This window comes from Pseudomonas frederiksbergensis (assembly GCF_001874645.1).
Lineage (GTDB): Bacteria > Pseudomonadota > Gammaproteobacteria > Pseudomonadales > Pseudomonadaceae > Aquipseudomonas > Aquipseudomonas frederiksbergensis_B.
The window spans coordinates 1,468,246-1,488,293 of sequence record NZ_CP017886.1; the positions used below are offsets into that span (position 1 = coordinate 1,468,246).

Genomic DNA, 20,048 nt, shown 5'->3' on the forward strand with positions numbered 1-20,048 from the left:
CTTTGGTCGGGCACCCTCGAACCTTTGTGAACTACCCATTTCAAGGGCGCCCCCTTATGATGTCCTCCAGACTCTTTACCCTGCGATGACCCATGGCTGATTCTGCTTTTTTCTGCACCTTGTCCCATGAAGGCGTGCTCGCCGTCCGCGGCTCCGATGCCAGCAAGTTCCTTCAGGGACAATTGACCTGCAACCTCAATTACCTGAGCGACACCCAGGCCAGCCTCGGTGCGCGCTGCACCCAAAAAGGCCGCATGCAGTCGAGTTTTCGCATCCTGCTGGAAGGTGACGGGGTTCTGTTGGCGATGGCCAGCGAGTTGCTGGAGCCACAACTGGCAGACCTGAAAAAGTACGCGGTGTTCTCCAAATCCAAGTTGACCGACGAAAGCGCTGCCTGGGTTCGCTTCGGCCTGAGCGATGCCGATGTGGCGCTGGCTGCCCTTGGCCTCGACGTTCCCCCGGCAACCGACTCGATCACGCGCAATAACGGTTTGATCGCCATTCGAGTTTCTCCCGGCCGTACCGAGCTGTGGGCCGCTGCCGACCAGGCCGAAGCCTTGAAAGAAAAACTCTCGGCAACACTGGCGCACGGCACGCTCAATCAGTGGCTGCTGGGGCAGATCCGCGCAGGAATTGGCCAGGTCATGCCGAGCACCCGCGAGCTGTTCATTCCGCAAATGCTCAACCTGCAAGCGGTGGGCGGTGTGAGTTTCAAGAAAGGTTGCTACACCGGCCAGGAAATCGTCGCGCGCATGCAGTACCTGGGCAAACTCAAACGTCGGTTGTATCGCCTGCAACTCGACACCACCAAACTGCCCGAGCCAGGCACCGCACTGTTTTCCCCAACTCACGGCAGCTCCATTGGTGAAGTGGTGATTGCCGCTCGTGCCGAACAGAACATCGAGCTGTTGGCGGTGCTGCAAGCCGAAGCCGCGGAAAGTGGCGACCTGTACCTTGGCGCTCTCGATGGCCCTGCCCTGCACCTGCTCGACCTGCCTTACCCACTGGATCGCGACCGCGAAATCCAGCGTTAATTGCAGCATTTTTTTGCAATACCCTAGAGAACATAAATGAGCGAGCTGGCGGAAAAGGTCCAACAGGATTTGGTTGAGGCCATCGATAACGATGACCTGGTTCTGCCAACGTTGCCGGAAGTGGCCCTGCAGATTCGCAAGGCCGCCGAAGACCCGGAAATCAGCGTCTCCACCCTGAGCAAAGTCATCGGCCGCGACACCGCGCTGTCGGCGCGACTGATCAAGGTGGTCAACAGTCCGTTGCTTCGTGCCGCTCAGGAAGTGACCGATCTGCACACGGCGATCACCCGACTGGGCATCAATTACAGCAGCAACCTGGCCATCGGCCTGGTCATGGAACAGATTTTCCATGCCCGTTCCGAAGTGGTGGAACAGAAGATGCGCGAAGTCTGGCGCAAGAGTCTGCAAATCGCTGGCGTCAGCTATGCGCTGTGCCGCAGCCACACCCAATTGAAACCGGATCAGGCGGCCCTTGGCGGACTGGTGCATCAGATCGGCGTGTTGCCGATTCTGACCTACGCAGAAGACCACTACGAGCTGCTGTCGGACCCGGTCAGCCTCAACCATGTCATCGAGCAGATTCATCCGTTGCTCGGCGACAAGCTGCTGCAGGTCTGGGAGTTCCCGGAAATGCTGGTGAAACTGCCGGGGCAGTATCTGGACTTCAAGCGTCAGTCCGAGCAGGTCGACTATGTTGACCTGGTGCAGATCGCCAGCCTGTATTGCCATAAGGACACCGATCATCCGCTGTCCAGAATCGATGAACTCAGCGTGCCGGCGTTCAAAAAACTGGGGATTGATCCAGAGGACATGGCGATGTGCAACGACCTCGAAGAATCACGATCAATGTTCTATTAAGCCCCCTTATCCCGCGATAAAACTGACCCGAACCTTCAACCCGACCTGCGCACCATCGTGCAGGCTGATTTGCGCCAGATGGGCGCGGCAGATTTCACCGACAATCGCCAGGCCCAGACCTGAACCCGACACCTGCTGATTACGCCGGTAGAAGCGCTCGAACACCCGGTCGCGCTCCTCAAGAGGAATTCCCGGACCATCATCCTCGACCTCCAGCACGGCTGGCGCACTGACGCGCAAGATCACATTGCCGCCGGGGGGCGTGTGGGCCAAGGCGTTATCCACCAGGTTGCTCAACAGTTCATTCAACAGCGTTGGCTCACCACGCAGCCATACCGGTTCGTCAGCCTCCAACGCCAAAGCGACGCCCCGCGCGTGGGCCAACGGCGCCATGGCCATGCCCAATTCGCGAGCCAGCTGACTCAAATCGAGCCACTGCGCCCCACCCTCGGAAATCGCCCGCGCACCGTTCTCGACGCGCGCGAGCGACAGCAATTGATTCGCCAAATGAGTCAGCCGATCGGTGCCCTGAGCGGCGCTCTCCAACGTATTTCTCCAGGTATCTGGCTCGCTCGCCCGCAGCCCTAATTCGAGCCTTGCCTTGAGGGCCGCCAACGGCGTTCGCAACTCATGGGCCGCATCGGCGATGAACTGCGCCTGGCGCTCGAACTGCCCACGCAAGCGCTCGGTAAAGTGGTTAAGAGCTCGCACCAGCGGCCACAATTCACGCTGCACTTCCACCAACGGTAGAGGCCGAAGGTCATCCGATTGCCGCTCTTCCACCACCGTGCGCAAACGCTCGAGCGGGCGCAATGCAGCGCTCACCGCAAACCACACCAACAGCAACGCCCCCACCGCCAGCATGCCCAGACGCAGAAGGGTATCGGTCATCAGGCTGCGGGCCATACGCACGCGCGCCTCGTCGGTTTCCGCCACACGGATTTCTGCCATGCCGTTCATATTCGGCTCGATCACTGGCTTGAGCAGGCTCACCACCCTCACGTTCTGCCCTTGGTAAATGGCGTCATAGAACCGCGCCAGCGCTGGATAATCGTCGGTTCGCGGCGTACCTGGCGGTGGCCCGGGCAGGTTTTCGTAACCGGAAATCAGATTCTGATGGATGTCGTTAACCTGGTAGTAAATGCGCCCGGCGCTGTCGTAGGCGAACGTGTCCAGCGCCACGTATGGCACATCGGCGCTGAGGCTGCCGTCTCGCTGAGAAAGCCCGGCGGCGATAGTTCGCGCCGAGGCCAACAAGGTTCGGTCATACGCCGTGTCGGCTGCTTCGCGACCGTTCCAGTAAGCACTCAAACCGCTGGCGATCATCAGCACCACCAGCAGCAGTGCGAGGTTCCACAGTAACCGCCAGCGCAGACTGCCGGGCTTATGCATCGCGGGTTTCCAGCAGGTAACCGAGCCCCCTGAAGGTCACGATTGCCACCGCATGGCCGTCGAGTTTCTTGCGCAACCGGTGGACGTAGATTTCGATGGCGTCGGGGCTGGCCTCTTCATCCAGACCAAACACCTGGGAGGCGAGCTGCTCCTTGCTCATCACTCGCCCCGGTCGTGCGATCAACGCTTCGAGCACCGCTTGTTCGCGGGAAGTCAGAGTCAGCAACTCGTCGCCGAGGGTGAAGCGCCGAGTGTCCAGGTCATACACCAACACGCCGCAGCGTTGCTGACGTTCGCCGCCGAGTACGCTGCGGCGCAACAGGGCCTTGACCCGCGCTTCCAGCTCGGTCAGCTCAAAGGGTTTGGCCAGGTAGTCATCGGCGCCAAGGTTGAGCCCGTGAACCCGATCCTTGACGTCACTACGGGCCGTGAGCATCAGCACCGGCAGATTCTTGCCGCGACTGCGCAAACGCGCCAACACCTCGAAACCGTCCATGCGCGGCAGACCGACATCAAGGATCGCCACCGCGTATTCCTCGCTGTTCAAGGCCAGGTCGGCGGCCACCCCATCGTGCAGCACATCGACGGTGAGGCCGGTGCTCTTGAGCGCTTGGGCGACACTTTCGGCCAACTGCAGATGGTCTTCGACGAGAAGAACACGCATGGATTCTTACCTCAATTGGGGATGGTCGACGCCATTCTTTGGCGCGGAGTTTACAGCCGCATCCGTCGCTGTGAAGCCTGAAAACCGTGAAAGCCTGCTGAAAGGTTCGTGAAAGGTTGGATCGTTAGAGTCCAGTCACGGGCAGTTTCGTCTGCCGTACACAGGCAGTAGATACCCGCAAAACGCTTCGAAGCGTTTTCGCCAATAAGAACAATAACGGAGTCGTTCAAGATGCTGTCCACACAGCCAAACGCATGCCTGCCTGCTCGTTATTCCCGTCTCGGCTCCACCGCCCTCACCGGACTCTCGCCGATCAGTGAACCTGCCTTCACTCGAAGACAGTCGCGCGCCCCTCGAAATCCGCAACAGGTACTACAACCGCGACGTTCGCAGCACCACCGGGGCTGGTGAGCGATAGCCTTGTACTTTGGTCATTAGACTCATCCAATAACAACAATATGGAGATTCACATGAACCCATCACTGCGTAAATTCGCCCTGGCCGCCAGCTGCCTGCTGTTCGCCGGCCCACTGTTCGCCGACGTTGCCGGCGAGCCCAAGCGCCCGGAATGCATCGCCCCGGCATCCCCTGGCGGGGGCTTCGACCTGACCTGCAAACTGGCGCAAAGCGCGCTGGTGAACGAAAAAATCCTGACCAAACCGATGCGCGTGACCTACATGCCCGGCGGTGTCGGCGCGGTAGCCTACAACGCCGTTGTCGCCCAGCGCCCTGCGGATGCTGGCACCCTGGTGGCCTGGTCCAGCGGCTCGCTGCTGAACCTGGCCCAAGGCAAGTTCGGTCGTTTTGATGAAAACGCCGTGCGTTGGCTGGCGGCGGTCGGCACCAGCTATGGCGCCATCGCGGTGAAAAGCGATTCGCCCTACAAGAACCTCGACGATCTGGTTCAGGCGTTGAAGAAAGACCCGAGCAAAGTGGTGATCGGTTCCGGCGGCACGGTCGGCAGTCAGGACTGGATGCAAACCGCCTTGATCGCCAAGGCTGCCGGGATCAACCCGCGTGACTTGCGCTACGTTGCCCTCGAAGGCGGCGGCGAAATCGCTACCGCACTGCTGGGTGGTCACATTCAGGTCGGCAGCACCGACATCTCCGACTCCATGCCGCACATTCAGAGCGGTGACATGCGCCTGCTGGCCGTGTTTGCCAACGAGCGTCTGGACGAGCCGGAAATGAAGAATATTCCGACCGCCAAAGAGCAAGGCTACGACATCGTCTGGCCAGTAGTTCGGGGTTTCTACCTCGGGCCAAAAGTCAGCGATGCGGAATACGCCTGGTGGAAAAACGCCTTCGACAAACTGCTCGCTTCGGAAGACTTCGCCACGCTGCGCGATCAGCGTGAACTGTTCCCGTTCGCCATGACCGGGCCGGAGCTGGACACCTACGTGAAGAAGCAGGTAGCGGACTACAAACTGCTGGCCAAAGAGTTCGGCCTGATTCAGTAATCGCCTCTGTCTCGCGGTCATCCCCTTGCGCATCCAGGGGCTGGCCCAGGAGTTTGTCATGCTCTTACAACGTATCGTTGCTTCGGTGCTGTTACTGGCCTGTCTCGGCCTGGCACTGATGGCCTGGCCTTATCAGGCGGCTTTTTCCTATGAACCTGTCGGCCCTAGAGCCTTTCCGCTGCTGATGCTCGGCTTGATGGGCGTGGCACTGTTGTACATGGTGTTTCGCCCCGCGCCCATCAAACACAGTGAAGACGAGCCGCCACTGGACCGCGAAACCCTGACCAAGATCGGTATCTGTGTCGTTCTGCTGCTGGTGTTCGCCGGAACCTTCGAACCCCTCGGGTTCATTGTTTCGAGCATCCTCATCGGTGTACCGATGGCCCGTTTGTATGGTGGTCGCTGGTTGCCGAGCGTGGCGATCATCAGCTTGATGAGCGTTGCTCTGTACATGCTGTTCGATCGGTTAATGGACGTGCCACTGCCGTTGGGTCTGCTCGACATTCTGGAGAACTGACATGGATACCCTTAACTACCTCGGCCAGGGTTTCGGCGTCGCACTGACCCCTTACAACCTGGTCACCGCGTTGTGCGGCACCCTGATCGGTACCGTGGTCGGCTTATTGCCGGGCCTGGGGCCAATCAACGGCGTCGCGCTATTGATCCCGATCGCTTTCGCCCTTGGCCTTCCGCCGGAGTCCGCGTTGATCCTGTTGGCGGCGGTGTACCTGGGGTGCGAATACGGCGGGCGCATCAGCTCGATTCTGCTGAACATCCCGGGCGAAGCGTCCACGGTCATGACCACCCTCGACGGCTACCCGATGGCCCGCCAGGGCATGGCCGGGGTGGCGCTGTCGTTGTCGGCCTGGAGTTCGTTCATTGGCGCTTTCATCGCCACCTGCGGCATGGTGCTGTTCGCCCCGCTGCTGGCGAAATGGGCCATTGCCTTCGGCCCTGCGGAATACTTCGTGCTGATGGTCTTCGCCATTGTCTGTCTCGGTGGCATGGCCGGTGATCGACCACTGAAAACCTTTATTGCCGCGCTGATCGGGTTGTTTCTGTCGTGCGTCGGGATCGACGCCAACAGCGGTGTCTACCGTTTCACCGGAGACAACATCCACCTCACTGACGGTATTCAATTCGTGGTGTTGGTGCTGGGCCTGTTCTCCATCAGCGAAATCCTGTTGCTGCTGGAAAAAACCCATCATGGCCAGGAAGCCGTGAAAACCACCGGGCGGATGATGTTCAACTTCAAGGAAGCCGCCTCGGTGTTCGTGGTGAACATCCGTTGCGGCGTTCTGGGGTTCATCATGGGTGTGTTGCCGGGTGCTGGCGCAACGCTGGCCAGTGCCGTTGCCTACATGACCGAGAAACGTATTGCGGGTGCCAACGGCACTTTCGGCCAGGGCGACAAACGCGGCCTCGCGGCACCGGAAACTGCCATCGGTGGTGCAGCTTGCGGCGCATTGGTACCGATGCTGACGCTCGGCGTACCGGGTTCGGGCACCACCGCAGTGATGATCGGCGCATTGTCGCTGTACAACATCACCCCAGGGCCACTGTTGTTCCAACAACAACCGGACATCGTCTGGGGCCTGATCGCTTCGTTGTTCATCGCCAACGTCATGCTGGTGATCCTCAACATCCCGATGATCCGCCTCTTCACCCGTATCCTTGCCGTGCCGAACTGGGCACTGGTGCCGGTGATCGCGATCATAACCGGGATCGGCGTCTACGCCGTGCACGCGACGACCTTCGACCTGTTCCTGATGATCGGCATCGGCATCTTCGGCTACATCCTGCGCAAGCTCGATTTCCCGTTGTCACCGGTCCTGCTGGGTTTCATTCTCGGCGGGCTGATGGAGCAGAACCTGCGTCGTGCGCTGTCGATTTCCAACGGTGCGCTGGAGATCCTCTGGTCAAGCCCCATCACCTTCGGTTGCTGGGTGCTGACGGCGATCATGTTGCTGATGCCGATCCTGCGCATCTGGCGCAAACGCTCCGCGGCACGGCGCGCTAGCGCCTGAAGAACCGAGTCGAACCCATCGCGGGCAAGCCTTGCTCCTACAGATCACCGATATCTGTAGGGGCGGGGGGGCGCCTAGCCCTTGCCCGCGATGGCATTCTCAGACCGGCGGCAACCGCCACTCGATTGGCGTCTCGCCATTCTGCTCAAGAAACTTGTTGGTGCGGCTGAAGTGTCCGCAACCGAGGAATCCGCGATAAGCGGACAGCGGCGACGGATGCACCGACGTCAGCACCAGATGCTTGGTCGCGTCGATCAGTTTCTGCTTGCTCTGCGCGTGAGCGCCCCACAGCAAAAACACCAGATGCGACTGATGCTCACTGACCAACTCGATAATCCGGTCGGTAAAGAACTGCCAGCCCTTGCCCGCATGGGCGTTCGCATTGGCCCGCTCCACGGTCATGGTGGTGTTGAGCATCAGCACGCCCTGGTCGGCCCAGCTTTGCAGGTAACCGTGGTTCGGGATGTCGATGTTCAGGTCCCGCTTCAACTCTTTATAGATATTCACCAGCGACGGTGGTGCCGGTACACCCGGTTGCACCGAGAAGCACAAGCCATGGGCCTGACCTGGGCCGTGGTACGGGTCCTGGCCGAGGATCACCACTTTGACCTTGTCCAGCGGCGTCGAGTTGAGGGCGTTGAAGATCATCGGCCCCGGCGGATAGATTTCCTTGCCTGCAGCGTTTTCCTGCCGCAGAAACTCGCGCAACTCAGCCATGTAAGGCTGGTCGAATTCGGCACGCAGTGCTTCCTTCCAGCTCGGTTCGAGTTTGATACGGTCTTCAGCAGTCATGGTTACACCCGAGTATTCAATGGGGCGAACCCTAGGAAAGCCCACCGCGCTTGTCAATTGATCTGACACAGATCCAGCACTTTCTCATACAGCGATCATACTGAACGTTCAATTCAGTCATCGAGGTCAAAATGAATCTGCACTTCGAAGAACTCACCGGCACGGACGGCGCACGCATTGGTATCGCCAGCCTGGATGCCGAAAAAACCCTGAACGCCCTCTCGCTGCCGATGATCAGGGCCTTGAGCGATCAACTGGAGGTCTGGGCCAAAGAGCCTCAAATTGTCTGCGTGCTGTTACGCGGTCACGGCGCCAAGGCGTTTTGTGCCGGCGGTGAAGTACGCAGCCTGGTAGAAGCCTGTCGCACCCATCCCGGTGAAGTCCCGCCCCTGGCCGCGCAGTTTTTTGCGGCGGAATATCGCCTTGATTTTCGCTTGCACACCTACCCCAAACCACTGATCTGCTGGGGCCACGGTTACGTCCTCGGCGGTGGCCTGGGTTTGCTGCAAGGCGCGAACATCCGCATCGTCACCCCCAGCAGCCGCCTGGCCATGCCCGAAATCAGCATCGGCCTGTACCCGGATGTTGGTGCCAGTTGGTTTTTGTCACGACTGCCTGGCAAGCTCGGCCTGTTTCTTGGCTTGAGCGGCGCGCAGATGAATGGACGCGACGCCATTGATCTGGACCTGGCTGACCGCTTCTTGCTGGATGAGCAACAGGAAGAGCTCATCGAAGGTCTGCTGCAATTGAACTGGCAGGAACAGACGCCAATGCAGCTCAACAGCCTGCTCAAGGCCTTGCAGCAAGAAGCCGTCGGGCAAATGCCCGAGGCCCAATGGCTGCCACGACGCCAGCAGATTGATGAGTGGCTGGATGTCAGCGATGTACGCAGTGCCTGGCGCGCCATCAGTCTGTTGCGCGATCACCGCGACTTGCTGCTGGCCCGCGCGGCGAAAACCCTGCACGAGGGTTGCCCGCTGACCGCCCATCTGGTCTGGGAGCAGATCCAGCGTGCTCGGCACCTGTCATTGGCCGAGGTCTTCCAGATGGAATACACCATGAGCCTGAACTGCTGTCGGCACCCGGAATTCAGCGAAGGCGTTCGTGCGCGTTTGATCGACAAGGACCAGAAGCCGCATTGGCATTGGCCGGACATCAACACGATCCCTGAGGCGGTGGTTCAGGCGCATTTTCATAAGGTCTGGGAAGGTCGACATCCGCTGGCGGATTTGTCGGGCTACTGAAATTCCAGACAAAAAAAGCGGCGCTGAGTACGCCGCTTGTTCATTGCAAGACTTAGTGGTTACGGTCGCCTCTGTCATGACCCTCGCGGTCGCCACGCCTGTCGTGGTCACGCCCGCCACGATGGCCGTCATCATCCCAGCCCCGGCGGCCATGGCCACCCTCTTCGTGATGACCCCAGCCTTGGCGGCCGCGGTCATCCCAGCCGCGGCTCTGGTAAGCCCGGTACTCGACTCGCGGTGGTGCCTGGTAATAACGCGGCGCTGGCTGGTAATAGCGCGGCGACGAGTAGTAACGCGCAGGGGGTGCGGAGTAATAGGGGCCACCGCCGTAGTAATAAGCCGGCGCCGGCGAAGTGTAGACCGCAGAGCCGTAATTACCGGGACCTTCGTCGTAATAGGGAGCACACGCAGAAAGAGTCAAACCCAATGAAGCGATGAGCAGAAGTCGGCGATACATGGCGGCCTCCTGGACCGCGAATGAGCCATACCAGCGACGCTGGTCGGCGGCAGCCAATTATCTGACTGACGAAATATCTGACATCAAAATCGGAATCTGGTGCGATTCAACAAATATTGAAACAAGTAACAGATAACGCTTCTCGACCGCCGATTAGCCTGCATAAAAAACGGCGCTTCCCTCACCAGAAAGCGCCGCCTACGGAGAAACTGAAAATCGATCAAGCCGGTCCGATTTACTAGGGTTTAACGGTGCCCGTGAGCGTAGCCACCGTGATAACGCCCCCCATGACCGCCGTAGTAATAGGGGTAGTAGCCACCGTAGTAATAAGGCCGGAAGCCGCCGTAAAAGCGAGGGCTGTAGTAGTAATAACCGCCGTAGTAAAAAGGCGAGTAATAACCACCGTAGTAATAAGGTGCTGGCGTTGTGTACACCGCAGAACCGTAATAGCCGGGTTCTGCGTAGTAGTAACAGGCAGAAAGACTCAATCCAAGCAACGCACCGAGCAAGATTCGACGATACATGGCGGCCTCCTGGACCGCAGGCAGCACATACCAGCAACGCTGGTCGGCATCAGTCGGAACACTGAGCGGCTGACATCATTTAAGACACCGAAACAACCGCCAAGTGCCTCGCCACGCAAGACTTCAGATCAGTGGCCGGCACGCGAAAATGACTCCGTCATATCCCCTCGGTGCCACTAGAATGCTCTGATTGAATCTCCGCCAACGGAATCATCATGCCGCTTCGCTCTGCGCTGTTTTCGCAACGTTCGTTGGTCCTCACAGTGATCGCCCTGCTGGGTGCAGGATTTCTTGCCACGTCCTTTCTCAGCTACTACGCCTCGCGAACCTCGATTCGCGACAACATCATCAACACCGAACTGCCGCTGACCTCGGACACGGTCTATTCAGAGATCCAGAAAGACCTGGTCCGCCCCGTCCTGATCTCCTCGATGATGTCGCGTGACACCTTCCTGCGTGACTGGGTGGTGGCCGGTGAGCGCGATCCCGAGCGAATGACCCGCTACCTCAAGGAGGTCATGACCCACTATGGCACCTACACCGCGTTCTTCGTGTCCAACAACAGCCTGACCTACTATCAGGCCAAAGGCGTGTTGAAAAAGGTCAGCACCGATGAGCCGCGCGATGCCTGGTACTTTCGCGTGCGCGACATGTCCACGCCCTATGAGATCAACGTTGATGTGGACATGGCCAATCAGGACAACCTGACCTTCTTCATCAACTACAAGGTCTACGACTACCAGGACAACTTCATCGGCGCGGCCGGCGTCGGTCTGACGGTCGATTCGGTGATCAAGCTGATCGATACCTATCAGCAACGCTACCAACGCAGCGTGTACTTCGTCGACACCGACGGACGAGTCGTGCTCACCGGTGCCGAGGGTGGACCACAGGGCGCCCGGGTCGGGCAAGCCCTGAGCGAGCTGGAAAGCATGAAAGACCTGATGACCAAACTGCCCAAACCGCAAAGCGGCAGCTACGAATATTCGACTCAAGGTCAGGGGCATTTCCTCAACGTACGATTTATCCCTGAGTTGAACTGGTACCTGTTCGTCGACAAACGTGAAGGCAGTGCCCTCAACGAAATCCGTCAGTCGCTCTACCTCAACCTGCTGATCTGCCTGATCATCACGTTGATCGTGCTGGCCCTGCTCAACCGGGTGATCAAACGTTACCAAACAAGAATCGAAGCCCAGGCCACCCTCGACAGCCTGTCCGGTCTGCCCAACCGGCGCGGTTTCGACCTGCTGGCAGTGCAAGCGATGCAGGAGGCCCAACGCGAACCCAAGTCACTGATGGCGATGTTGCTCGACCTCGACCACTTCAAGCGCCTGAACGACACCTATGGTCACCTCGCCGGTGACCATGTGCTGGCCGGATTCGCCCGTGACCTCGAAAGCTGTTTGCGCCAGTCCGACATTGTCTGCCGCTGGGGAGGCGAAGAATTCATCGTGCTGCTCAAGGACACCGACTCTACCAACGGTCTGAAAATAGCCGAGAAAATTCGCCAATTGATCGAGTTACAACGCTACCTCTATGAAGGACAAGTCCTACAGGTTACCGTCAGCATCGGCCTGACCGCCCTGCAACCCGGTGACACCCTGCACAACCTGCTGTCGCGCGCCGACCAGGCGATGTACCGAGCCAAACAAACCGGCCGTAACCGAACCTGCACAGAAATGCCTCACTCCAGCTATGAGTAAACCTGACCTCTGCCCGGCCTGCGGCGCCGGCAACGATTGCAGTCTGGCCGACCCGCGAACCGCCGACCAGGCCTGCTGGTGCTACGCCGTGACTATCGACCCGGCAGTGCTTCTGGCGTTACCCGCCGAACTGCGCGACCAGTCGTGCCTGTGCCCGCGCTGCGCTCAGGTCGAGTCGCAGCTGCAAGCAGCCCGTTAGCCTGTCGAGTAAGATGCTCACCCTTTTCCGATCTGCCGACCGTCATGCGCGTTGACCGCTTCCTCAGCAACCTGCCCCGCTTCAACCGTAAACAGGTGCGTCTGCTGTTGGTCGAACGGCGGATCAAGGTCGACGGGCAGATCGTCAGCGACCCGCATTTTGAAGTGCGCGAGTTCAGCCGTGTCGAGTGCGACGACGAAGTGCTGCAAGCCGGCAAACCCCCGCGCTACTTCATGCTGCACAAACCACGAGGCTGCGTCAGCGCCACTCGCGACCCGGAACACCCGACCGTCCTCGACCTGATCCTTGAACCTGAAAAGGACGACCTGCACATCGCCGGGCGACTGGACTTCAACACCACCGGGCTGATGCTCATCACCAACGACGGTTCCTGGTCGCGGCGCCTGACCCAACCACAGACCAAACTGCCGAAGATCTACTACGTCGAAACCGAACAGCCGATCACGCCAAAGTACGCACAGACCTTCGCCCAAGGCCTGTACTTCGCCTTTGAGGACCTGACCACCCAGCCCGCCGAACTGGTGGTGCTGGGCGAAAAATGTGCACGATTGAGCATCGTCGAGGGCCGTTATCACCAGGTGAAGCGGATGTTCGGTCACTTCGATAACAAGGTCTTGCGCCTGCATCGCGAACGCATGGGGGCGCTGGTACTTGATGACACATTGAGACCGGGTGAGTACCGCCCACTGAGCGACGAAGAGATCCAGCTGATCTGAAGCAAGCGACCGTCGAGCAGAAGTTGTCGAACAATTTACTAACGGCACTTGCGCGATGGCCACTCTCCTGCTTGAATCAGGACGTCGGCCGAAATGTGACCGGCAAGTCATAACATACTTCTAAGAAACTTTTTGTCGGCAGAGAGCCTCTAGGCTCCACCTCCCCGACAGACTGCCCGCCTATAACAATACCCGTCGACCAGCCGTCACCGGATCGACATGGGCCATTAAATTCCAGGCGTATGCCTACCTGTCATAAAGCCCGTGCACACTCAGTTGCGCGCATACCCGCTTGCCAGGAGTCTTACGACATGAGGCCAGAAATCGCTGTGCTGGATATACAAGGTCAGTACCGGGTTTACACGGAGTTCTATCGCGCAGACGCCGCAGAGAAGACCATTATTCTGGTCAACGGCTCGATGGCCACCACTGCGTCGTTTGCACAGACCGTGAAAAATCTGCACCCGCAGTTCAATGTGGTGCTGTACGACCAACCCTACGCAGGCAAGTCCAAAGCCCACAATCTGCACGAGAAAATGCTCACCAAGGAAGTCGAAGGGCAGATCCTCCTTGAGCTGATCGATCATTTCGCCGCAGAACACGTGATGTCGTTCTCGTGGGGCGGCGCAGCCACTATGATCGCTCTGGCGCAGCGCCCGCGCCGGATCGAAAAGGCCGTGATCAGCTCGTTCTCGCCGGTGGTCAACGAGCACATGCGCGATTATCTGGAGCGCGGTGTCGACTACCTCGGCAAGCTCGACCGCGACCGTGTCGGCCACCTGGTCAACAACACCATCGGCAAGCACCTGCCATCGCTGTTCAAACGCTTCAACTATCGTCACGTCAGCACCTTGGCCGAACACGAATACGGGCAAATGCACTTCCACATCAGCCACGTGCTCAACAGCGATCGCCTGTGCTACCTAAAGGCAGCCAAGCAAATCGACGTGCCGGTGCTGTTCATGAACGGTGAATGGGACGAGTACACCGCCGCCAGCGATGCCCATCTGTTCGCCAGCCACGTGCAACACAGCACGTTCAGCACCCTCCGGGCCACCGGGCACTTTCTCGACATGGAGCACAAAGCCGCCTGCCGAGACAGCCGCCATGCACTGATGGGGTTCCTGAAACCGGCTCATCATGACGGCCGAACGCGCTCCTACTCCACCCAGGAACACCATGCATTGGCCATTTGAAACAGCGTCCTCGCGAGCAACCTCGTCTTCCTGACTACACGCATTACCTGTAGGAACGAGGATTGCCCGCGACAGGCCGCAACACGCTTTCAAACCCTGTGTATCGTCCACATCGCCCGCGCTGGCCCCTGCTGCCGATAACGCATTGCCTTGCCTGCCAATACCTGCAAAAAACCACGTAACCGCAGATCCGACAAAGAAAAACTTCAAATCCAAGGCCACATCTGGTACAAAGTCAGCCGCTCTGAGCGGGTGTCGTATAATGGCATTACTCCAGCTTCCCAAGCTGATAACGAGGGTTCGATTCCCTTCACCCGCTCCACATTATTGAGTCCAACGTCGCGATGGTTTTGACGGGGGATGCAGAGACAAGAAAAAACCGGTCCTCAGTGACCGGTTTAATGAGATGGTCACCCCCACACCCTGCGAGGGCTACGCTTTCGCAGGGTGTTTTGTTTTCGGAGGCCATCATCATGAGCGAGTCAGCGCTGATCGGAATCGATCTCGGTAAACACAGTTTCCATCTGCACGGCCAGGACAAATCCGGGCGAGAGGTGTTTCGCAAGAAGCTCTCGCGCCCACAGATGATGCAGTTCTTCGGCAACCTACCGGCCTGTACCGTGGTGATGGAGGCGTGTGCCGGCGCGCATTTTGTCGCTCGTCAGCTGATCGCCATGGGGCATCAGGCCAAACTGATTTCTCCGCAGTTCGTCCGGCCCTTCGTCAAGGGCAACAAAAACGACTTCGTGGATGCCGAGGCCATTTGCGAAGCCGCTTCACGTCCGTCGATGCGCTTCGTCTCGCCTAAAACCGAGGCCCAGCAGACTCTTTCCGTTCTGCACCGCCTGCGCGAATCGCTGGTGCACGACCGCACCAAAGCCGCCAATCAGATGCACGGTTTCCTGTTGGAGTTTGGTATCAGCCTGCCCAAAGGTCTGGCGATCATGAAACGTTTGGCGAGTATCTTGGCCGAGCATGAGTTGCCGGTTCGGCTCACCGGGCTGTTGCAACAACTGCACGATCACTTCGTTTGCCTGGATGAGCAGATCAAGGAACTGGATAAAGAGCTGGCAAGCCAACTGGCCGCCGATGATCTGGGCAGTCGCCTGCTGAGCATGCCGTGTGTCGGCCCGATCACCGCCAGCCTGTTGGCTGTCGAAATGGGCGACGGCCAACAGTACAAGTGCAGTCGCGACTTCGCCGCGTCTGTGGGTCTGGTGCCCAGACAATACAGCACCGGTGGCAAGGCGAATTTGCTCGGCATCAGCAAGCGCGGTGACAAGCACCTACGGCAATTGCTGGTGCAGTGTGCTCGGGTCTACATGCAAAGGCTGGACTACCAGCGCGGCCGTTTGGCCGACTGGGTACGCTCAATGCTGACGCGACGCCACTCGAACGTGGTGGCCTGTGCCTTGGCTAACAAGCTGGCGCGGATCGCGTGGGCGCTAGCGGCCCACCATACGCAGTATGAAGCAGGGCCAGACGCGCTGAACGCCTGACCCTGCGGTTGTTGCAGTACCACGAACCACCCTTCAGGTTTTGCGATAGCTGAACAACGGATGACGTGAACGGCCCACCGGCCTGACGAACAACCTGGCACAAAAATCGGCTTTAGAAAGCCGTCGGTTTTTTCAGGATCGTCAGGCGCGACTCTCATCGTGGCGCGGGGCATGCCCCAAACAGACGCCGGATAGATTTAAGCAAGCCAACCACTTCACCCATTAATCAGTATTGCAAAAACGGGGGTGACCATAGATTTTTATGCGTGTCGTTCAGCAACAACACACGTTGCGCTGGTGTTGAAGGAATCAGCAACACTCCAGCGCTGTTCCCGGACACTGCGCCTTGCGGTGGTTCCTACACTGTCCCCTACCACTCATCCATTCTGTCACCGCCAGTGGTGGTTATAGTGTTGATAACTAAATTTCAGTAGGTATAGTAACCACCTACACAGCACAGGGAAGTGATGTGAATAGCCGATATTTGATAACCCAAATCGTCGCAGACGGCTGGTATCTGGTACGGGTCAGGGGCAGCCACCACCACTTCAAGCATCCAACGAAGCCCGGTCTGGTCAACGTCCCACACCCGAAAAAGGATTTACTGACCAAGACTGCCGTCAGCATCTTGCAACAGGCCCTGCTGTATTGAATCGGCGAACAGCACCCAGAGGACAACGAACATGCTTTACCCAATTGCGATTTCAATGGGCGATAACGAACACGCCTGGGGCGTGGAGGTGCCGGATATTCCGGGCTGTTTCTCGGCCGGTGATGACCTGGACGATGCGATCGCCATGGCGCGCGAAGCCATCGAAGGCCACTTCGAGATACTCGCCGAAGACGGCTCGGCGATTCCGCCCGCCAACAAAGTCACCGTGCATGCGGCCAATCCGCAGTACGCCGGCGTCACCTGGGCATTGGTGGACATTGATGTCACCAAGTACCTGGGCAAGGCGCAGAAACTCAACATCACCCTGCCCGGCTATCTGCTGACCCGTATCGACGAATACGTACTGCATCACCCGGAAGAGAAAAGCCGCTCCGGCTTTCTGGCCTCGGCGGCGTTGAAAGTGTTGCAACAAGGCTGAAGCCAGATGCAGCGGCGCCCCCCCCTAGCGGGTCGCGACGATGAACAAGCGCGGGAACGGCAGCAGCACCGAGCCATCGGCCAGCACCGGGAAGAAGGGTTCAAGTGCTTCCAGATACAGCTCGAGGTACTGCGCCTTTTCCGCCTCATCAAGCGGCTCAAGAAACGGCCGCAAACCGCTCCCCTTGAACCACTCGACCACGGCCGCAGGACCACCCGCCAGCGGGTGATGGTAAGTAGTGCGCCACACATCGACCCGCGAGCAGCACGAACACAGCATCTGGTAGTAAGTATTGGCATCGTCCAGGGTCGTCCGTTGCCCGGCGACGTCCGCCAGCTTGCTGGCCCAAGGCCCCTTGCTGACCACTTCACGCATCATCCGATGCGACGGTTGATCGAGGTTGTCAGGCATTTGAATCGCCAGGCTGCCACCGGGCGCGAGCTTGGCCACCAGCGACGGCAACAGCGTGGCGTGGTCGGGCAACCACTGGAACACCGCGTTGGCGAAGATCACATCGAACGGGCCAGGCTCGCTCCAGGTGGCGATATCGGCAGTGTCGAAGCGTACGTCCGGCAAGCGTTTGCGGGCGGCGTCGATCATGTCCGCCGAGCTGTCCAGCCCACGCACCGTGGCGTTGGCAAAACGCTGCACGAGCAATTCGGTAGAGTTGCCGGGGCCGCAACCAACGTCGATCACCGAACGCGCATCGGTGTTGGGGATAGCGGCCAGCAAGTCACGCGCCGGGCGCGTGCGCTCATCTTCGAAAGCCACATACTGTTTGGCAGACCAACTCATCGCGTACTCCTGTGACAGGTCAGGAAGTGAGCGACGCGCTAGACTCTGCGTTTCGCTCGTGGGGCGCCAGTAAGCGACGGCCCTGCCAATCTCGTCAAGACTCGGTAACCGGTTGAAACATCTGAACCACTCTGCCGAGCGGCACAAAAAAAGCGACCCGAAGGTCGCTCTTTTTGATTTGGCGAAACGCTGGATCTAGTTGACCCAGCCGCCCCCTCGCCAATGCCAGCCATCGTTGCGCTGTTCCCAATGCGGGTGCACGTAACGATAGCCCCGGCGTTCCGGTTCCCAGTGCCCGCGAATGGCGACATAACGTCCGCCTTCCCAGCGCCAGTAACCGTGCGACCAGACATAACCCGGCCGGCCCTCTGGCTCCACCTCAATGACACGCACCGGTGGCGGCTGCGGTGCGATCACTTCGACGTACTCGCGCGGCGGCGGACGCCGGTCGTGAACCACCCGCTCCTGTACGCAACCGGAGGCCGCGATGACCACTGCTACCAATGCCGCGTAACGTAACAACATGCTGCCTCCTGAGGCTCATCGGCCAATAGAGTAACCCCGTAAAACCATGCCCCCTTTACCGCCGCGCTCCTGCTTGGCGTATGAATATTTGTACCAGCAGATATCTGTCTAATACCTGAACCCACCCACAGGAAGTGTGTAAAGAAAAGTTGACCTTCCACAACTCGCAGAACCTGCGAGAAAAAGTGCAACGCCTTCTTTGTTGAGCTGTTCTAGATGCACGTTATTCAGCATAACGTCAGCTACGCGGGTGGAAACTACACTAGCTGCTGTCGACGTCTCTCTTGATACTCGGGAACCTCCTACATGCACGTGCCACATGCCGTTTTTCGCCTCTTGTGTCTGTCGGCCTGTTTGCTGTTGTTTTCCTCCCTGGCCTTGGCCGGCACGCCCGTGGCGCTCAACCCGAGCGACATTGCCTGGCTACGCCGCGATGGCTTCGATCTGGATGCCGCCAACCTGGCGCGATTGCGTAGCATGGGCCGCGAGGGGCTGCTTCAAGCTCAATTGGCCGACCGCATCAACGACCCGTTGCCACCCGCGATCAACGCGCTGTTGCACAATTATCCGGTACTGAGCACGCCGCCCGAATCCTTGTTGCTGGCGTTCAAGAGCCAGCAGGAACAGCTCAAGGCCATGCCCGAAGGCGACGCCAAAAACGCCGCGAAAAAAGATGCACAACAACAAGCCAACGAACTCGCAGAGCAAGCACGTGAAGCCGTGCTGTTGCGTGCGGTATATGGGCCCAATCAGCTCAAAGAGCAGTTGGTGGGTTTCTGGCTCAACCACTTCAGCGTGTTTCAGGGCAAAGGTCGCATACGGGTGCTGACCGCGGACTACGCAGAACACACGATCCGCCCACACGCATTGGGCAAGTTCAAGGACCTGGTGATGGCCACCCTCAAGAGTCCGGCGATGCTTGAATACCTGGATAACGCGCAAAATGCCCAGGGCAAGGTCAACGAGAACTACGCCCGCGAATTGATGGAACTGCACACCCTGGGCGTCGGCTCGGGCTACACCCAGCAAGATGTGCAGCAGCTGGCGTTGATTCTGACCGGTGCCGGGCTGGCACCGCTCGACGGCCGGGTGCAGAAATTCGGACCCCAGCAGCAGGCCAGAGTCGTGCGCGAGGGGCTGTTCGAATTCAACCCGCGCCGTCACGATTTCAGCGACAAGGTGCTGCTCGGCCAACCGATCACAGGCAGCGGTTTTGACGAGATTCGTCAGGCCGTGGAACTGATTACCCGGCAAAAGGCCTGTGCGCATTTTGTCTCGCAGCAACTGGCCGAGTACTTCGTTGCCGATCAGCCCCCGCCCGCGCTGGTGGAACGGATGGCCAAAACCTTCCAGAACAGCGATGGTGATATCGCCCAAGTGATGCACACGTTGTTCGAGTCGAAGGAGTTACTGCAAAGCACCGGCACCAAGTTCAAGGACCCGATGCAGTTTGTCGTGTCGGCGGTGCGGCTGGCCTATGACGGGAAACCGCTGGCCAACGCGAGACCGATGATCAATTGGCTCAACCAGTTGGGGCAACCGGTGTTCGGCCGCGTGACACCAGATGGCTGGCCGCTGGAATCCAGCGGTTGGTCGAGCTCAGGGCAGATGTCCAAACGCTTCGAAATCGCCCGGGCAATCGGGCGCGGAGATAACCGTTTGTTTACCCCGGAAGGCAGCAACCTGCCCGGTCCCGGGTTTCCGATGATCACCACACCCTTGTTCTACGAGGCCATCTCTCCACACCTTTCAGCAGCGACCCTTAGCGCGCTGAACAAGGCCGTGTCGCCTCAGGAATGGAACACCTTTTTGCTCGCCTCACCTGACTTCAATAACCGCTAAGCTGCGAAA

At 59.0% G+C, this 20,048-nt stretch carries 21 protein-coding genes and 1 tRNA gene; 15 read left to right on the top strand and 7 right to left on the bottom strand.

Annotated elements, in window-relative coordinates; translation table 11 throughout:
• Positions 1 to 92 precede the first annotated feature (92 nt).
• Positions 93 to 1,034: a CAF17-like 4Fe-4S cluster assembly/insertion protein YgfZ gene (ygfZ, locus tag BLL42_RS07325; RefSeq protein WP_071551447.1), complete on the top strand. Its 942-nt coding sequence runs from the start codon at positions 93 to 95 to the stop codon at positions 1,032 to 1,034.
• Between the two features lie 36 nt (positions 1,035 to 1,070).
• The gene (locus tag BLL42_RS07330) at positions 1,071 to 1,892 is read left to right on the top strand and encodes an HDOD domain-containing protein (RefSeq protein ID WP_071551448.1); all 822 of its coding nucleotides are present in this window, start codon (positions 1,071 to 1,073) and stop codon (positions 1,890 to 1,892) included.
• Positions 1,893 to 1,898: 6 nt separating this feature from the next.
• Here the strand turns inward: BLL42_RS07330 and tctE are convergent, their stop codons facing one another.
• The gene (gene tctE, locus BLL42_RS07335) at positions 1,899 to 3,284 is read right to left on the bottom strand and encodes a two-component system sensor histidine kinase TctE (protein WP_071551449.1); all 1,386 of its coding nucleotides are present in this window, start codon (positions 3,282 to 3,284) and stop codon (positions 1,899 to 1,901) included.
• Positions 3,277 to 3,948: a two-component system response regulator TctD gene (gene tctD / locus BLL42_RS07340; protein WP_071551450.1), complete on the bottom strand. Its 672-nt coding sequence runs from the start codon at positions 3,946 to 3,948 to the stop codon at positions 3,277 to 3,279. The genes tctE and tctD overlap by 8 nt, the downstream gene beginning before the upstream one ends.
• Positions 3,949 to 4,418: 470 nt before the next feature.
• Here tctD and BLL42_RS07345 point away from each other — a divergent pair, with 470 nt between their 5' ends.
• From BLL42_RS07345 to BLL42_RS07355, 3 genes are read left to right on the top strand one after another with little or no spacing between them, the layout of a single operon-like run.
• Positions 4,419 to 5,408 (top strand): Bug family tripartite tricarboxylate transporter substrate binding protein, encoded by a 990-nt coding sequence (locus BLL42_RS07345; RefSeq protein ID WP_071551451.1) that lies wholly within the window; start codon positions 4,419 to 4,421, stop codon positions 5,406 to 5,408.
• A 58-nt stretch (positions 5,409 to 5,466) separates the two neighbouring features.
• Positions 5,467 to 5,925, top strand: a complete 459-nt coding sequence (locus BLL42_RS07350; protein ID WP_071551452.1) for a tripartite tricarboxylate transporter TctB family protein — start codon at positions 5,467 to 5,469, stop codon at positions 5,923 to 5,925.
• 1 nt (position 5,926) lies between these two features.
• Positions 5,927 to 7,435 (top strand): tripartite tricarboxylate transporter permease, encoded by a 1,509-nt coding sequence (locus BLL42_RS07355; RefSeq protein ID WP_071551453.1) that lies wholly within the window; start codon positions 5,927 to 5,929, stop codon positions 7,433 to 7,435.
• 99 nt (positions 7,436 to 7,534) lie between these two features.
• Here BLL42_RS07355 and ung read toward each other — a convergent pair whose 3' ends face one another.
• The gene (gene ung / locus BLL42_RS07360; RefSeq protein ID WP_071551454.1) at positions 7,535 to 8,227 is read right to left on the bottom strand and encodes a uracil-DNA glycosylase; all 693 of its coding nucleotides are present in this window, start codon (positions 8,225 to 8,227) and stop codon (positions 7,535 to 7,537) included.
• Positions 8,228 to 8,358: 131 nt separating this feature from the next.
• Between ung and dspII the strand changes: the two genes are divergently transcribed.
• Positions 8,359 to 9,471 carry an enoyl-CoA hydratase/isomerase DspII gene (gene dspII, locus BLL42_RS07365; RefSeq protein ID WP_071551455.1) on the top strand — a complete coding sequence of 371 codons (1,113 nt, stop codon included), beginning with the start codon at positions 8,359 to 8,361 and terminating at the stop codon, positions 9,469 to 9,471.
• Positions 9,472 to 9,523: 52 nt separating this feature from the next.
• On the opposite strand, the gene BLL42_RS07370 is transcribed toward dspII, so the two are convergent.
• Positions 9,524 to 9,928 (bottom strand): hypothetical protein, encoded by a 405-nt coding sequence (locus BLL42_RS07370; RefSeq protein ID WP_071551456.1) that lies wholly within the window; start codon positions 9,926 to 9,928, stop codon positions 9,524 to 9,526.
• A gap of 245 nt (positions 9,929 to 10,173) precedes the next feature.
• Positions 10,174 to 10,452, bottom strand: coding sequence for a hypothetical protein (locus BLL42_RS07375; protein ID WP_071551457.1), 279 nt, complete (start codon positions 10,450 to 10,452; stop codon positions 10,174 to 10,176).
• A gap of 215 nt (positions 10,453 to 10,667) precedes the next feature.
• Between BLL42_RS07375 and BLL42_RS07380 the strand changes: the two genes are divergently transcribed.
• From BLL42_RS07380 to BLL42_RS07415, 8 genes are all read left to right on the top strand, one after another.
• Entirely contained in the window at positions 10,668 to 12,155 is a 1,488-nt protein-coding gene (locus tag BLL42_RS07380) for a sensor domain-containing diguanylate cyclase (protein WP_071551458.1), read from the top strand.
• A complete protein-coding gene (locus tag BLL42_RS07385) occupies positions 12,148 to 12,354 on the top strand; it encodes a cysteine-rich CWC family protein (RefSeq protein ID WP_071551459.1) in 207 nt (68 codons plus the stop codon). The genes BLL42_RS07380 and BLL42_RS07385 overlap by 8 nt, the downstream gene beginning before the upstream one ends.
• A 44-nt stretch (positions 12,355 to 12,398) precedes the next feature.
• Positions 12,399 to 13,091 carry a pseudouridine synthase gene (locus BLL42_RS07390; protein WP_071551460.1) on the top strand — a complete coding sequence of 231 codons (693 nt, stop codon included), beginning with the start codon at positions 12,399 to 12,401 and terminating at the stop codon, positions 13,089 to 13,091.
• A gap of 311 nt (positions 13,092 to 13,402) precedes the next feature.
• Positions 13,403 to 14,287 carry an alpha/beta fold hydrolase gene (locus tag BLL42_RS07395; RefSeq protein WP_071551461.1) on the top strand — a complete coding sequence of 295 codons (885 nt, stop codon included), beginning with the start codon at positions 13,403 to 13,405 and terminating at the stop codon, positions 14,285 to 14,287.
• Positions 14,288 to 14,535: 248 nt separating this feature from the next.
• Positions 14,536 to 14,609 (top strand) — tRNA-Gly (locus BLL42_RS07400).
• Positions 14,610 to 14,760: 151 nt separating this feature from the next.
• Positions 14,761 to 15,786 (top strand): IS110 family RNA-guided transposase, encoded by a 1,026-nt coding sequence (locus BLL42_RS07405; protein WP_071550690.1) that lies wholly within the window; start codon positions 14,761 to 14,763, stop codon positions 15,784 to 15,786.
• Positions 15,787 to 16,255: 469 nt separating this feature from the next.
• On the top strand, positions 16,256 to 16,438 hold the full coding sequence (locus BLL42_RS07410; protein ID WP_071551462.1) for a type II toxin-antitoxin system HicA family toxin: 183 nt from the start codon (positions 16,256 to 16,258) through the stop codon (positions 16,436 to 16,438).
• A gap of 31 nt (positions 16,439 to 16,469) precedes the next feature.
• Positions 16,470 to 16,877: a type II toxin-antitoxin system HicB family antitoxin gene (locus BLL42_RS07415; protein ID WP_071551463.1), complete on the top strand. Its 408-nt coding sequence runs from the start codon at positions 16,470 to 16,472 to the stop codon at positions 16,875 to 16,877.
• A gap of 24 nt (positions 16,878 to 16,901) precedes the next feature.
• On the opposite strand, the gene tam is transcribed toward BLL42_RS07415, so the two are convergent.
• Positions 16,902 to 17,672, bottom strand: coding sequence for a trans-aconitate 2-methyltransferase (gene tam / locus BLL42_RS07420; RefSeq protein ID WP_071551464.1), 771 nt, complete (start codon positions 17,670 to 17,672; stop codon positions 16,902 to 16,904).
• A 195-nt stretch (positions 17,673 to 17,867) separates the two neighbouring features.
• Positions 17,868 to 18,197: a YXWGXW repeat-containing protein gene (locus tag BLL42_RS07425; protein WP_071551465.1), complete on the bottom strand. Its 330-nt coding sequence runs from the start codon at positions 18,195 to 18,197 to the stop codon at positions 17,868 to 17,870.
• Between the two features lie 306 nt (positions 18,198 to 18,503).
• On the opposite strand from BLL42_RS07425, the gene BLL42_RS07430 reads away from it, so the two are divergent.
• The gene (locus BLL42_RS07430; RefSeq protein ID WP_071551466.1) at positions 18,504 to 20,039 is read left to right on the top strand and encodes a DUF1800 domain-containing protein; all 1,536 of its coding nucleotides are present in this window, start codon (positions 18,504 to 18,506) and stop codon (positions 20,037 to 20,039) included.
• Positions 20,040 to 20,048 lie beyond the last annotated feature (9 nt).

Bases quoted from the DNA above. Each gene is read 5' to 3' on its own strand.
- ygfZ (WP_071551447.1), top strand. From the start codon at position 93: ATGGCTGATTCTGCTTTTTTCTGCACCTTGTCCCATGAAGGCGTGCTC.
- BLL42_RS07330 (WP_071551448.1), top strand. From the start codon at position 1,071: ATGAGCGAGCTGGCGGAAAAGGTCCAACAGGATTTGGTTGAGGCCATC.
- tctE (WP_071551449.1), bottom strand. From the start codon at position 3,284: ATGCATAAGCCCGGCAGTCTGCGCTGGCGGTTACTGTGGAACCTCGCA.
- tctD (WP_071551450.1), bottom strand. From the start codon at position 3,948: ATGCGTGTTCTTCTCGTCGAAGACCATCTGCAGTTGGCCGAAAGTGTC.
- BLL42_RS07345 (WP_071551451.1), top strand. From the start codon at position 4,419: ATGAACCCATCACTGCGTAAATTCGCCCTGGCCGCCAGCTGCCTGCTG.
- BLL42_RS07350 (WP_071551452.1), top strand. From the start codon at position 5,467: ATGCTCTTACAACGTATCGTTGCTTCGGTGCTGTTACTGGCCTGTCTC.
- BLL42_RS07355 (WP_071551453.1), top strand. From the start codon at position 5,927: ATGGATACCCTTAACTACCTCGGCCAGGGTTTCGGCGTCGCACTGACC.
- ung (WP_071551454.1), bottom strand. From the start codon at position 8,227: ATGACTGCTGAAGACCGTATCAAACTCGAACCGAGCTGGAAGGAAGCA.
- dspII (WP_071551455.1), top strand. From the start codon at position 8,359: ATGAATCTGCACTTCGAAGAACTCACCGGCACGGACGGCGCACGCATT.
- BLL42_RS07370 (WP_071551456.1), bottom strand. From the start codon at position 9,928: ATGTATCGCCGACTTCTGCTCATCGCTTCATTGGGTTTGACTCTTTCT.
- BLL42_RS07375 (WP_071551457.1), bottom strand. From the start codon at position 10,452: ATGTATCGTCGAATCTTGCTCGGTGCGTTGCTTGGATTGAGTCTTTCT.
- BLL42_RS07380 (WP_071551458.1), top strand. From the start codon at position 10,668: ATGCCGCTTCGCTCTGCGCTGTTTTCGCAACGTTCGTTGGTCCTCACA.
- BLL42_RS07385 (WP_071551459.1), top strand. From the start codon at position 12,148: ATGAGTAAACCTGACCTCTGCCCGGCCTGCGGCGCCGGCAACGATTGC.
- BLL42_RS07390 (WP_071551460.1), top strand. From the start codon at position 12,399: ATGCGCGTTGACCGCTTCCTCAGCAACCTGCCCCGCTTCAACCGTAAA.
- BLL42_RS07395 (WP_071551461.1), top strand. From the start codon at position 13,403: ATGAGGCCAGAAATCGCTGTGCTGGATATACAAGGTCAGTACCGGGTT.
- BLL42_RS07405 (WP_071550690.1), top strand. From the start codon at position 14,761: ATGAGCGAGTCAGCGCTGATCGGAATCGATCTCGGTAAACACAGTTTC.
- BLL42_RS07415 (WP_071551463.1), top strand. From the start codon at position 16,470: ATGCTTTACCCAATTGCGATTTCAATGGGCGATAACGAACACGCCTGG.
- tam (WP_071551464.1), bottom strand. From the start codon at position 17,672: ATGAGTTGGTCTGCCAAACAGTATGTGGCTTTCGAAGATGAGCGCACG.
- BLL42_RS07425 (WP_071551465.1), bottom strand. From the start codon at position 18,197: ATGTTGTTACGTTACGCGGCATTGGTAGCAGTGGTCATCGCGGCCTCC.
- BLL42_RS07430 (WP_071551466.1), top strand. From the start codon at position 18,504: ATGCACGTGCCACATGCCGTTTTTCGCCTCTTGTGTCTGTCGGCCTGT.